General features: G+C 59.3%; 10 protein-coding genes. All 10 read left to right on the forward strand.

The window, feature by feature from the left end:
- The first annotated feature begins 7 nt into the window (after positions 1-7).
- The 10 genes from B2590_RS11060 to purT are packed head-to-tail and all read left to right on the forward strand — an operon-like array spanning position 8 to position 12,472.
- Positions 8-4,219 (forward strand): cobaltochelatase subunit CobN, encoded by a 4,212-nt coding sequence (locus tag B2590_RS11060; protein WP_286810193.1) that lies wholly within the window; start codon positions 8-10, stop codon positions 4,217-4,219.
- Positions 4,213-5,109 carry a cobalamin-binding protein gene (locus tag B2590_RS11065; RefSeq protein ID WP_286810192.1) on the forward strand — a complete coding sequence of 299 codons (897 nt, stop codon included), beginning with the start codon at positions 4,213-4,215 and terminating at the stop codon, positions 5,107-5,109. The genes B2590_RS11060 and B2590_RS11065 overlap by 7 nt, the downstream gene beginning before the upstream one ends.
- A gap of 33 nt (positions 5,110-5,142) precedes the next feature.
- Positions 5,143-6,096 carry an iron ABC transporter permease gene (locus B2590_RS11070; RefSeq protein ID WP_349678087.1) on the forward strand — a complete coding sequence of 318 codons (954 nt, stop codon included), beginning with the start codon at positions 5,143-5,145 and terminating at the stop codon, positions 6,094-6,096.
- Entirely contained in the window at positions 6,096-6,866 is a 771-nt protein-coding gene (locus B2590_RS11075; RefSeq protein ID WP_085681135.1) for an ABC transporter ATP-binding protein, read from the forward strand. The genes B2590_RS11070 and B2590_RS11075 overlap by 1 nt, the downstream gene beginning before the upstream one ends.
- Positions 6,867-6,879: 13 nt before the next feature.
- Positions 6,880-8,208, forward strand: a complete 1,329-nt coding sequence (locus B2590_RS11080; RefSeq protein WP_286811424.1) for a cobyrinate a,c-diamide synthase — start codon at positions 6,880-6,882, stop codon at positions 8,206-8,208.
- The gene (cobO, locus tag B2590_RS11085; RefSeq protein WP_007154796.1) at positions 8,201-8,812 is read left to right on the forward strand and encodes a cob(I)yrinic acid a,c-diamide adenosyltransferase; all 612 of its coding nucleotides are present in this window, start codon (positions 8,201-8,203) and stop codon (positions 8,810-8,812) included. Before B2590_RS11080 ends, cobO begins: the two co-directional genes overlap by 8 nt.
- 15 nt (positions 8,813-8,827) lie before the next feature.
- Positions 8,828-10,294: a cobyric acid synthase gene (locus B2590_RS11090; RefSeq protein ID WP_286811425.1), complete on the forward strand. Its 1,467-nt coding sequence runs from the start codon at positions 8,828-8,830 to the stop codon at positions 10,292-10,294.
- A 9-nt stretch (positions 10,295-10,303) separates the two neighbouring features.
- Positions 10,304-11,026, forward strand: a complete 723-nt coding sequence (gene bluB / locus B2590_RS11095) for a 5,6-dimethylbenzimidazole synthase (RefSeq protein WP_286811426.1) — start codon at positions 10,304-10,306, stop codon at positions 11,024-11,026.
- Between the two features lie 33 nt (positions 11,027-11,059).
- Positions 11,060-11,242, forward strand: a complete 183-nt coding sequence (locus B2590_RS11100; RefSeq protein WP_007154793.1) for a DUF1289 domain-containing protein — start codon at positions 11,060-11,062, stop codon at positions 11,240-11,242.
- A gap of 39 nt (positions 11,243-11,281) precedes the next feature.
- On the forward strand, positions 11,282-12,472 hold the full coding sequence (gene purT / locus B2590_RS11105) for a formate-dependent phosphoribosylglycinamide formyltransferase (RefSeq protein WP_199448824.1): 1,191 nt from the start codon (positions 11,282-11,284) through the stop codon (positions 12,470-12,472).
- The last annotated feature ends 294 nt before the right edge of the window (positions 12,473-12,766 follow it).

A 12,766-nucleotide genomic window follows, 5' to 3' on the forward strand; every position in this document is an offset into this window, starting at 1 on the left:
TAGGGGCATGATTGAGCGCCTGTATCGAACTCTGAGCCGCCCGTTGTTCGGCTGCCTTTCCGGGCTTCTGTTGATGCTGTCCCAACCAGTGTCCGGCGCCACGGTATTTGGGGTAGTGTCTGAGCGTTCCGCTGCGGAGATGGCCGCTGGTGCGGAACGCTTCCTGGCAGCCCAGCCAGATCACCGCATTATTCTGCGGACTCCTGAGCAGTTGGCAAACCTGGACAACAGCGCTCTCGACGATCTGGTGAGCCAGGCCGATGCCTTATTGATGGCGGCGGTTTTCGGAGAGCAGGTGGGCCGGATTGAGCGTGCTGTGGGCGAGCAGGCCGCCGTTCGCGAGTTTCCGGTTCTGGGGGTGAATGGCGACAGGGCGCTGACTGTGCTGTCGCGGTTACAGGGGCGCAAGCCCCTGGAAGGGCTGGATGCCACGACCCTGAACAACCTGATGAAAGCGCCGGACCCCGGCACGGACTTGAAAGCCCATCAGGCAGAGCTTAAGGCCCGCTTCCCCGAACAGGAACCCTGGCTTGAAGGCCGGGCCCTTTACCAGGGACGTACCTCGCAACACCTGGATGCCTTATTGCGTTGGTTGCTTGTTCAGGCGGGCGAAGAGCTTGACGTGCCGGATCTGCCGCCCCGGTCGCTGATCCGCTATTACCGTTATGGGGAAGCTACGGATAGCGCGGCGAACCTTAATCTGCAATCCGGCCCTGTGGTCGCACTTCTGGACCTTGACAGCGGTGACCGCCCCGGCGATCGGTCGCTGCTGGACGCAACCTGTGCAGCCCTGGAATCCAGAGGGATGCAATGCTTTGCAATTCTGTCCCGTTGGGGTGGTGCCAGCCTGGAGGCTGTTCGTGCCCTGAGTGAGACGGTAGGCCCGGCGACACTATCCGGTATTGTCAGTCTTCAGGACTTTATTGTTGGAGGCGGTGAAGGTCGGCGTCAGGTCACGGAAGCGTTGGTCCGGTTGAATGTGCCGGTGATCAAGGGCTTGCGCCTGGCCTCCCGCACCACCAACCAATGGCAATTGTCGATCGACGGTATTCCGTCTGACAAGGTGCACTACAAATTGGCGATGCCCGAGCTCCAGGGGGTCAGTCAGCCTATGGTGCTGGCTACGGCGGAGCCGGAAGTGATTGACGAAAACACCGGTGTGGCTCTGACGCTTACCCAGCCTGTGCCGGAGCGGGTGGACGCCGTTGCGGACCGCCTGAAACGCTGGCAGGCCCTGCAAGCCAAGGGCAACGCCGACAAGCGCGTGGCCATCATCTACTACAATCATCCACCGGGCCGGCAGAATATTGGGGCGGACAATCTCGATGTGCCAGCTTCCCTATACGAAATGCTGCACTGGCTTAAAGCAGAGGGCTACGAAACCGGCCCACTGCCGGAGAGTCCGGAAGCCCTCACCGACCTCCTCCAGCAACGAGGCGTGAGCCTGCCGGATGATCCTCGCGCTCTGAGGGACATGGCCGGTGACGTTGCCTCAATGGCGGGCAGTACCTACCGTGAGTATCTCGAAACCTTGCCCAGGGTTGTCCAGCAGGAAATGGTTCATGGCCCCCTGGGCTATTTGCATGAGCGACTTGAGCAGGCGCATAGGTTGGGCGAAAAAGAATTGGCAACCGGTCTGTTGAGCCGGGGCATTCGTGACTTGCGGCACCTGATTGAACACCTCCAGCACCCGAACCGAAAGGCGGCCCTGAGCCGACTGGACGAGTACGAAGCGCTCTGGCAAGCACGTCTCGATGAAGGTGGTCACAGTGCGAAACTGGATGACAGCCGGGTTGCGCTGGCCGATACGGGCATTCCCGGACTCAAGGGGTGGGGAGAAGCGCCGGGCCAGTCCATGGTGGTGGATAACAGGCTGATTTTCCCTGGGCTTCGATTCGGTAATATTTACATCGGTCCGCAACCGCCCCGGGGCTGGGAAGTGGATGAAGAATTGTTGCACGCCAACACCACCTTCCCCCCGACCCACCAGTACGTGGGTTTCTACCACTGGTTACGGGATCACTACCAGGCTGATGCGCTGGTCTACGTTGGGCGCCACTCAACCAGGGAATTTCTGCCACGCCGCCGTGCTGGTTTGACGAGGGATGACTACCCGGACCTGCTGGGGGGCGACCTGCCATTGATCTATCCATACATCGTCGACGGTGTGGGCGAGGGCATCCAGGCCAAGCGCCGGGCGCTGGGAGTCATGATCAGTCACCTGACGCCGCCGCTGGCCGCAACGGAGCTTTATGACGAACTGCTGGAGCTCCGACAGCTCGTGGAAACCTGGGAGTCCGCCAATGAGCCCGACAGTCCTACAAGAGAGCGGGCGCTAAAGATGCTGCGGGAGAAAATCCAGGTGCTGGATATCTCCGACGATCTCGAACAGGAAATCGCTGGCGAGATGGGGTTGTCGGTAGAAGAGGTTTCCCTCGATGAACTTTCACCCGACTTGCTGGTTCACGAAGCCGGCCACTATGTCACTGATATGCAGGAACACTTTATGCCCCTGGGGCTGCACGTGTTTGGCCGGGACTGGAGCACAGACATGGTGGACACCATGCTCGACTCCATGGCGGGTAAGGCCGGCAAGCCAGAGCCAGCCTGGCGCACCGATCTTGAAGCGTCTCCTGCTTCTGAGCGCACCAGCTTTCTCAACGCGTTGAATGGCCGGTTTGTTGCTCCGGGGCAGGGCAACGATCCATTGCGAACGCCGGCGGTATTGCCAACGGGGCGCAATTTTCACGCCTTGTCGGATGACCTGATTCCAACCCGTGTGGCCTGGTCGCTGGCCGAAGAACTGGTCGAGGAGGCCAGGGCCACAAAAGACGGCACCTCAGAACAAAGCGATGCATTGGTGCTCTGGGCCTCGGATACGGTGCGAGACGAAGGGGTCATGATCGCCTTTGGCATGAAGCTATTAGGTGTGCGCCCGGTGTGGAACAGTCGGGGCATCGTGAAAGGCCTGGAGCGTTTGCCCGCCGGCCCGGGAACCGATACACCCATTCGTCGCAATGTGGTTTTCACCACGTCCGGCTTGTTCCGGGATCTTTATGAAAGCCAACTGGAATGGCTGGATATGGCATCGCGTTACGCCTTGGCGGGTGCGGCGGGATCCATCAGGGCCGAGCACCCGGAGCTGGACGAGGCACTGGAGCAGGCGTTATCGGTTCTCCCGGCCGACATGCGTAAGCCGGGCGAGGAATCCCTGTCTACCAACGGTGTTGCCGCTCACTGGGTCGCTGATACACGGGTACTGCTGGCCGCAGGTGCGTCGGCCCGGGATGCGGGGGCAAAGGCCGCTTACCGGGTCTTCGGTACGGCTCCGGGCGCATACGGTGCAGGGGTTAACCGGCTTGCTACCCGGACTGGCGCCTGGCAGGACCGGGGACAACTGGGTGATGCCTATCGCCGGCGCATGGGGCACGTCTATGGCAAGGGCAGCCAGGGTGAACCGGCACACGACGCTTTCGACCGCCAGTTGCGGTCGGTGAACCATACCTATCTTGGGCGGGCCAGCCACCTCTATGGCCTGCTGGACAACGATGACGGTTTTGATTTCCAGGGCGGGCTGTCCAACGCCGTGGAGCACTTGCGCGGCGAGCCACCGCAGAACCGGGTGCTCCAGTACGCAGACCCGCGAAATCCCCGGGTGGATTCGCTTCAGCGAGCGCTGCAGGTAGAGCTGAGAGCCCGTAACCTGAACCCGCAATGGTTGGCCCCACTGATGGAGCACGGCTATGCCGGTGCCCGCACCATGGGCAGTGATTTTCTCGACAACCTCTGGGGCTGGCAGATCACAAGCCCACAAGTGCTTCGTTCCAGTGTGTGGGACGAAGTCAATGAAGTGTACTTTCAGGATCGCCACGGCCTTGGCCTGGACGACTTCCTGGCAGAGGGCCACAACGTGCATGTCAAAACCCACATGCAGGCGATTGCGCTCCTGGCCGCGAAACGGGGGTTCTGGGAGGCGGACGTCTTCACCCGTCAGGCCCTGGCACGTGACTTCGCCGGAAACATCATCGACCATGGCCTGCCCGGCAGTGGCCACACCCGTCCGGATCACCCGCTGATGGATTGGGTCGCGGACCAGTTGGACCCCCGGCAGCGGGAAGCCTTCGAATCCGCGCGAAAAGGTGGGTCGGCCGACTTTCCCCCGTTAGGCGCTGCCAACGATGATTGTCAGACTCCCGGAAACCAGAGGGCCTCATGTTGAAATCGTTCCGGCATACCGCTGCGCTGATGTCGTTAGCTCTGGCCATGTCACCGGGGGCTGTGGCCGGTACTGAGCGATGTGCAACCGACGACACCGGCCAGGAAGTCTGTCTTGAACAACCGGCCAGCCGGATCGCGGCCTTGTCTCCCGGAGCGACCGAACTTGTCTGGGCTGCAGGCGCCGGTGATCAGGTCATCGCGGTGGTTTCGTACAGTGATTACCCCGAGCAGGCGAAGCAGGTCACCTCTGTGGGTAGCCACACTCGCATGGACCTTGAGCGCCTGATGGCACTGAAACCTGACCTGGTCATTGGTTGGGTGACAGGCAACCCGCCGGAACAGATTGCGGCCCTGAAGGACCTGGGGTTGCCGGTGTTTTCCATTGAGCCCCGGAGTTTTGAGGGCGTTTCAAGCACCATCGAACGGCTGTCGATTCTGGCGGGTACCGAAGATAAAGGCCTTGCCGAAGCGGATCGTTTCCGCAAGGGAATGGCCGCACTGGAAAAACAATATCAGGGTGCGGAGCCGGTCTCGGTGTTCTATCAGGTGTGGGATGAGCCTCTGATGACCGTGAACGACGAGCACCTGATTGGTAAGTTGATCACGCTATGCGGAGGCGTGAACGTATTCGGTGATCTTGATCGCCTGGTGCCGAGGATCAGTGCCGAGGCGGTTATCGGCGCCAACCCTGAGGCCATTCTGGCCGGTGGCATGGGTGAAGAGAATCGGCACTGGCTGACCCGCTGGGAGGCTTTCCAGAGTATCGATGCCACCGCGAAGAAGAATCTGTATTTCGTTCCACCGTCGCTGATCCAGCGCCCGACGCCGCGTATTCTGAAAGGTTCACAACTGTTTTGCGAGAAACTGGATGATGCCCGTGCCAAACGTTAGTGGGAGACAGACCCTTTGAGCAGGCCTCTGACCATGCCACTTGTGTTGTTGGCTCTGGCCAGCCTGGCCGCCATGATGTTGTCGGTGGGTGTTGGCAGTGTCAGCGTGGCACCGGGAGATGTTGTCGCCGTCATTCTGGGTGAGGGCAGCAACCTGCAGCAAACTTTGGTGCTGGAATTGCGCCTGCCACGGACACTGTCTGCTTTCGCAACGGGCGGTTTGCTGGCCGTGGCCGGGGCTCTGATGCAGGTGCTGTTACGCAATCCGTTGGCGGACCCCTACGTTCTGGGGCTGTCTGGTGGTGCTGCCGTCGGGGCCTTGTTTGCGATGCTGGCGGGCCTGGGCGGTTTGATGATTTCGGGATCGGCTTTTGCCGGTGCGTTGTTGGCCACACTGATGGTGTTCGGCCTGGCCCATGGCACCGGAAGCTGGACGCCGTCGCGTTTGTTGCTCACCGGTGTGGTGGTCGCCGCAGGCTGGGGCGCGGTGATTACCCTGATGCTGGCGATCAGCCCGGCCCAGCGCTTGCCGGGAATGTTGTACTGGTTGATGGGCGATGTGTCCTACGCTAGATCGCCCTGGCCCGCACTGGTTTTCCTGGTGCTGGTGTGTCTTTTGGTGGTGCCCCTGGGGCGGAGTCTTAACGTACTGGCACGCGGCCCCATGCAGGCGGCAGCCCTTGGAGTGGCGGTGAGACCGCTGGAATGGACGATCTATATCCTTGCCAGCCTGCTCACGGCCACCGCGGTCACCATGGCTGGCAGTATTGGTTTTGTCGGTCTGGTAGTGCCCCACATGTTGCGGCTGGTCCTCGGTAATGACCAGCGCCTGATCCTCCCTGCCTGTGCACTGGCTGGCGGCACCCTGCTGGTGCTGGCGGATACCCTGGCACGGGTAGTGATTGCGCCCGAGCAGTTGCCGGTAGGTGTGATTACGGCCTTGCTGGGTGTACCCACCTTCCTTTACCTGTTGTACCGGAGCCGCTGATGAATCCGTTGCAGGCTAGACAGTTGGTCATCGACATTCCCGGGCGGGGCGATGGGGAAGCGCTGAACTTTGCCGTGGAACCCGGGCAGATCTGGGGCGTTTTGGGGCCAAATGGTGCCGGCAAGACGACGCTCTTGCACACACTGGCGGGGTTGCGAGCGCCACGTCACGGATCGGTTTGCCTGGGAGAGCATCCTTTGGCAGACCTGAAGCGCAGGACAATATCGCAACAGCTGGGGATGGTTTTCCAGGAACGGCAGGACGGTTTTCCCGCGACGGTACTGGAAACGGCGCTGATCGGGCGCCACCCCTGGTTGTCACCCTGGCAGATGGAATCCGGCGCCGATGAACGTCTTGCGAGAGGCGCTCTGGAACAGCTGGATGTGGGCCATCTCAGTGATCGGCTGGTGAACACACTTTCCGGCGGTGAACGCCAGAGAGTAGCCATTGCCACAGTGCTGACCCAGGCACCTGATACCTGGCTTCTGGATGAACCCACCAATCACCTTGATCTGCACCATCAGGTGTCGGTACTCCAGTTACTGACCGAGCAGGCGCGTAGTGGGCGTTCCGTCTTCATGTGTTTGCACGATCTGAATCTCGCGGCACGATGGTGTGACCATCTGTTGTTGCTGTACCCCAACGGCGAAGCGTGCTGGGGGCCTGCAGAACGAATGCTCGTGCCGGCTGCGCTTGAACGGCTTTATGATCAGGAACTTCTGACAGTGGACGTGGATGGTGCGCCGCTATTTGTCCCTGTTAAGTATTGAACGTAGGAGCTATATGAAAGCAACCGTACCAGCCGCAATGATTACCGCACCAGGTTCTGGCCAGGGGAAGTCCATGGTGACCGCAGCACTGGCGAGATTGCATAGGAATGCCGGACGAAAGGTACGGGTGTTCAAGCACGGCCCGGATTACCTGGACCCGATGGTGCTGGAAGTCGCATCCGGACAGCCGGTGTACCAGTTGCATCCGTGGATGACGGGCGAGGGCGAGTGTCGCTGGCGTCTGGCGGAAGCCGCGCAGGATGCCGACCTTATTCTGGTGGAAGGATCAATGGGATTGTTTGACGGTGACCCTTCCAGTGCGGACCTCGCCAAGCTGATGGGGATTCCTGCGTTGCCGGTCATTGACGCTCGGGGCATGGCGCAAACGTTCGGCGCTATTGCCTTGGGAATGGCGAACTTTGATCCGGCGTTGCCGGTTCGACAGGTAATCGCGAACCGAATAGGCAGTGCCCGTCACGGGGATATGTTGCGGGAGAGCCTGCCGGATGGAATCGAACTGTTGGGGGCGATTCCCCGCAACGAAACCATGAACATTCCGGACCGGCACCTGGGACTGGTGCAGGCTGGGGAGCTGAATGGCCTGAACCAACGCCTGGACGCCGCTGCTGAGGTTCTGGCGGAGGCAGGGCTGGATGGTTTACCGCTTCCGGTTACGCTGGAAGCTGAGAAACCTGAGCCCCCACCAAAGTTATTAAATGGCGTACGCATTGCTATCGCCCGGGACGCGGCGTTCAGCTTTGTCTACCGCGCTAATCTGGACCTATTGCAGACCATGGGCGCGGAACTGGCATTCTTCTCACCGTTGGTGGATTTGAATTTGCCAGAGGCAGACGCGCTCTGGCTTCCGGGCGGGTACCCAGAACTGCACGGCGCCATCTTGGCAGGCAACCATCCGATGCTGGAGGCTATTCGCAACCACTACAGCGCCGGTAAACCCATGCTGGCCGAGTGTGGCGGGTTAATGGCCTGTGTGGAGGAACTGGCGGACCACGACGGAGAGATCCACAACCTGCTCGGAATTATCCCGGGTCGAGCCAGTATGGCCGGCCGCCTGCAGGCGCTGGGTCTGCAGAGCCTGAATACCGAGCAGGGGCAGTTGCGGGGGCATACCTATCATCACTCGCGACTGGAAACTGACTGGCAACCCCTGGCCCGAACCCGCAAGGTTGCGGGCACCGAGGCTGAACCGGTGTATTGCCGGAAGGGGCTGGTGGCCAGCTATTTCCACGGCTATTTCCCCTCCGCACCAGAACTGGTGGCCGGAATTTTTCGCGGGCAGGCCATTCGCCCGCTTATCGATAAGGAGCCTGACCATGCGTGAACGCGCCAAAGACCCCGAACGCCATGCCCGCCGCATGGACGCAAAGCAGAAGATCATGCAGGAGCGCATCGCCCGTGCCCAGAAAGAACAGGGTGTGCTGCTGGTGCTGACCGGCCCGGGCAAAGGCAAGAGCAGTTCCGGTTTTGGCATGGTGGCCCGGGCGCTCGGCCATGGCATGAAAGTGGGTATTGTCCAGTTCATCAAAGGCGCATTCAGCACCGGTGAAGAAGCGTTCTTCCGCGAATTGCCCAACGTGAGTTATCACGTGATGGGCCAGGGCTATACCTGGGATACCAAGAACCGGGAGCAGGACGTGGAGGCAGCCAATGCCGCCTGGGATGTGGCCGCCAACATGTTGAAAGACGACAGCTACGACCTGGTCCTGCTGGACGAACTCAATATCGCCCTGAAGTACGACTATATTGATCTCGACCGTGTTCTGGACGACCTCCAGGGCCGCCCGGAGATGCAGCATGTGGTAGTGACCGGTCGGTCGGCACCACAGGAACTGGTGGACCTGGCGGACACTGTCACGGAAATGGGCGTGGTCAAGCATGCCTTCAAGGACCAGGGTGTGAAAGCCCAGAAAGGCGTCGAGCTGTAACAGAGGCGGCTATCCATGACCACGTTGATGATACAGGGAACGACTTCCGATGCCGGCAAAACGACGGTCGTCGCCGCCCTGTGTCGGTGGCTGGCGCGGCAGGGTGTTTCCGTAGCGCCTTTCAAACCCCAGAACATGGCCCTGAACAGTGCGGTTACCGTCGACGGCGGTGAAATAGGCCGTTCCACGGCACTTCAGGCATTGGCCTGCGGGCTCGCTCCGCATAGCGATATGAATCCGGTGCTGCTCAAGCCCCAGAGTGACTGCGGTGCCCAGGTAATCCTGCGAGGCAAGGTTCACGGCAATATGGACGCTCTGGATTACCATGCCTACAAGGCCGAGGCAATGGCCTCTGTGATGGAGGCATGGCGTGCCCTGAGTGCCCGCTATGACGTGATCATTGCCGAAGGGGCCGGTAGCCCCGCCGAGATCAATTTGCGTGCGAATGATATTGCCAACATGGGCTTCGCCGAAGCGGCCGATTGCCCGGTGCTCCTCGTCGGCGATATTGACAAGGGTGGTGTGTTCGCCCAACTGGTGGGCACGCTTGAACTCATCACCGAGAGCGAACGAGCGCGCACGAAAGGCTTCGTTATCAACCGCTTTCGGGGCGATATTGACTTGTTGAAGCCAGGCCTGGATTGGCTGGCCGAACGCACTGATAAAGCCGTAGTTGGCGTATTGCCGTATCTGCATGGCTTGGTGATTGACGCAGAAGACAGCGTTGGCACCAGTGGCACCAATGAACCCGATGCACTGAATGTGATCGTCCCGGTGTTACCCCGCATCAGCAACCACAATGACTTCGACCCCCTTCGTCTGCACCCGGGCGTCAACCTCCAATTCATCGGCCCCGACCAGCGGATTCCCCCGGCTGACCTTATCCTGTTACCGGGCAGCAAAAGCACCCGGCATGATCTGCAATGGCTGAGATCCCAGGGCTGGCCCGAGGCTATTCAGAAACACCTCCGTTATGGCGGCAAGGTGTTAGGCATATGCGGCGGCTTTCAGATGATGGGGCGGGAGGTATCCGACCCGGACGGCCTGGAAGGGGATGCCGGTACCACGCCTGGCCTTGAGTTGCTCAACATGACCACACGGATGGTTGCCGGCAAAACGCTGAAGGACGTTTCCGGAGAGTTAACGCTTGGCAGTGGAAGGGCGGGGTTCACAGGTTATGAGATGCATAACGGTATTTCCTGTGGCCCCGCGCTTGTACGCCCCGTGGCGACACTGAATGGACAGCCAGAAGGCGCAGTGAGTGAGGACGGTCAGATAATCGGAACCTATGTTCACGGCATTTTCGATCAGCCTGATGCGACCCGTGAGATACTCGAATGGGCGGGCTTGAGAGCTCAGCATCAGGCCGTAGACTACAAGGCACATCGCCTGGAACAGCTGGATCGCCTGGCGGATCTCGTTGAGGAGTGTCTGGACACGGGGTTTCTGAAGCATTTGCTGGGACTCAACCGACGGCATTAGAGGCAAAGAATGACAGACCACAGAACCCACCGGCCAAATCAGAATCGCCCCTTTAGTGATGAAGAAACGAGCGGGCTTTATCGTGCGATCCATGAACGCCGGGATGTGCGCTCGCAGTTTCTTCCTGATCCGATTCCCCCTGATGTCCTTGCCCGACTGCTCGACGCGGCCCACCACGCACCCTCCGTCGGTTTTATGCAGCCGTGGGACTTTCTCGTGATCGATAGCAAGTCAGTGCGCAGCGCAGTGCTTTCCATTTTCGAGGAAGAAAACCGGAAAGCCGCGGAAAATTATGAAGGCGAGCGCAATACACAGTATAAGAGCCTGAAGCTCCAGGGCATCCTGGAGAGCCCGATTAATCTATGCATCACCTGTGACCGAAGTCGTGGTGGTAGCCATGTGCTGGGACGTAACTCGATCGTCGAAACGGATCTTTTCAGTACGTGCCTGGCGGTACAGAACTTTTGGCTGGCAGCAAGGGCTGAAGGGATCGGTGTGGGCTGGGTCAGTATTCTGGATCAGGAAAAGCTGGCGAAGACACTGAAGCTCCCCGAACACGTATACCCGTTGGCCTATCTGTGCCTTGGCTTTGTCAGCGAGTTTCTTGAACAGCCTGAACTACAGAAAAAGGGATGGCGCTCGCGGTTGCCTCTGGCTGATCTTGTGCATGGAAGCACCTGGGGTGAGTCGTTGACGGAACCGGCGTTAGAAGCAGAGATCAGGAAAGGTTAAAGTAGTGGCCAAGACGTTAGGTGAGGTTGCGGAATGAAAGTGGCTGATAAGGTGCGCTCGCCCTGTGTGAGTATTTGCGCCCTTGATGACAACGATATGTGTGTTGGGTGCCATCGCAGTGGTGATGAGATCACGCGATGGTCCCAGATGAGCAATGAAGAGCGCCAGGAAGTGCTGCGCAAAGTGGCCGAGCGTGAAAGCAAATTTTTGATCTAGGTCTTTGACCCCCCGATATCAGGAAAGGCAGAAACTTTCATGACTGACACAGTTCGTATTGGTACTCCGCTGAAAGGGAATGCTTTCAGGGTTCTCTTCTGTGGCTCGGGAGAGCTGGGCAAGGAAGTTGTGATTGAACTCCAGCGCTTTGGCGTGGAAGTTATCGCAGTCGACCGTTACGCCAACGCCCCGGCCATGCAGGTGGCCCATCGGAGTCACGTTGTCGATATGCTCGATGGCGCTGCCTTGCGCAGCATTATTGAAGCGGAAAAGCCAAACCTCATCGTGCCGGAAATTGAGGCGATTGCCACGCCGGAGCTGGTAAAGCTCGAGCAGGAAGGCTATCGGGTGATTCCCACCGCAAGAGCCGTCAATCTCACCATGAATCGGGAAGGTATCCGTCGCCTGGCCGCCGAAGAGCTCGGGCTTGCAACGTCGCCCTATCGATTTGCCGAGTCGAAAGAAGAGTATCTTGCGGCCGTCGAAGCCATCGGAATGCCTCTGGTGGTGAAGCCCGTTATGAGTTCCTCAGGAAAAGGGCAGAGCACGGTCAAGTCCGCCGATGATATTGAGGCCGCTTGGGATTATGCCCAGACCGGTGGTCGAGCCGGCAAGGGAAGGGTGATTGTCGAAGGGTTTGTGGATTTTGACTACGAAATTACCTTGCTGACCGTGAAACACCGCGACGGTATTTCATTCTGTGATCCTATTGGGCACCATCAGGAAGACGGCGATTACCGTGAATCCTGGCAGCCGCAACCAATGAGTGACAAGGCGCTGGCCCGTTCCCGGGAAATCGCGGAAGCGGTTGCCAGCAATCTGGGTGGCTATGGTGTCTACGGTGTGGAATTGTTTGTGAAAGGCGATGACGTATGGTTTTCAGAAGTGTCGCCACGCCCTCACGACACGGGGTTGGTGACCCTGGTTTCCCAGGATCTGTCGGAGTTTGCCTTGCACGCCCGCGCCATCCTCGGGTTGCCGATACCGGCGATCCGTCAACAGGGCCCCTCAGCCTCCGCAGTGATATTGCCGGAGGGTGATTCGGATGCGGTTGCCTATACAGGGCTTGAAAAAGCGTTGGCTCAACCTGACATCTTTCTCAGGCTCTTTGGGAAACCTGAACTGAAGGGGCGGCGGAGAATGGGGGTCGCGCTTGCGTCCGGTAGCTCGATTGACGAGGCCAGGGAGAAAGCAACCCAGGCTGCGGCCGCTGTGAAAACCGAGCTTTGACGATAAATCGTCAGGTTTCCTGAAAAAGTTATAACGAACCGTTGACAGTCCGAGTGAGCTCTGTAGAATACGCATCTCTTTCGAGGGGCACGCCACTGAGGCGGGCCAGAAATTGAAAGACAACCGTTTGAATTGATTGAAGATTTCGAGTTTCAAAATTCTTCAGAAAGCGGTTGACAAGGCGGCGATTCGATGTAGAATACGCCACCTTGATCGGGCAAGCCCCGAACGCTCTTTAAAAAGTTAACCAAGCAATTCGTGTGGGCGCTGGCCGAGGTATTTCGGATACGAAAG

This window comes from Marinobacter sp. UBA3604, from assembly GCF_002375325.1.
GTDB classification, from domain to species: domain Bacteria; phylum Pseudomonadota; class Gammaproteobacteria; order Pseudomonadales; family Oleiphilaceae; genus Marinobacter; species Marinobacter salarius.

Excerpts from the sequence above, each read along its gene's own strand:
- B2590_RS11090 (WP_286811425.1), top strand. The coding sequence starts at position 8,828 with ATGACCACGTTGATGATACAGGGAACGACTTCCGATGCCGGCAAAACG.
- B2590_RS11065 (WP_286810192.1), top strand. The coding sequence starts at position 4,213 with ATGTTGAAATCGTTCCGGCATACCGCTGCGCTGATGTCGTTAGCTCTG.
- B2590_RS11060 (WP_286810193.1), top strand. The coding sequence starts at position 8 with ATGATTGAGCGCCTGTATCGAACTCTGAGCCGCCCGTTGTTCGGCTGC.
- B2590_RS11100 (WP_007154793.1), top strand. The coding sequence starts at position 11,060 with ATGAAAGTGGCTGATAAGGTGCGCTCGCCCTGTGTGAGTATTTGCGCC.
- purT (WP_199448824.1), top strand. The coding sequence starts at position 11,282 with ATGACTGACACAGTTCGTATTGGTACTCCGCTGAAAGGGAATGCTTTC.
- B2590_RS11070 (WP_349678087.1), top strand. The coding sequence starts at position 5,143 with ATGCCACTTGTGTTGTTGGCTCTGGCCAGCCTGGCCGCCATGATGTTG.
- B2590_RS11075 (WP_085681135.1), top strand. The coding sequence starts at position 6,096 with ATGAATCCGTTGCAGGCTAGACAGTTGGTCATCGACATTCCCGGGCGG.
- cobO (WP_007154796.1), top strand. The coding sequence starts at position 8,201 with ATGCGTGAACGCGCCAAAGACCCCGAACGCCATGCCCGCCGCATGGAC.
- B2590_RS11080 (WP_286811424.1), top strand. The coding sequence starts at position 6,880 with ATGAAAGCAACCGTACCAGCCGCAATGATTACCGCACCAGGTTCTGGC.
- bluB (WP_286811426.1), top strand. The coding sequence starts at position 10,304 with ATGACAGACCACAGAACCCACCGGCCAAATCAGAATCGCCCCTTTAGT.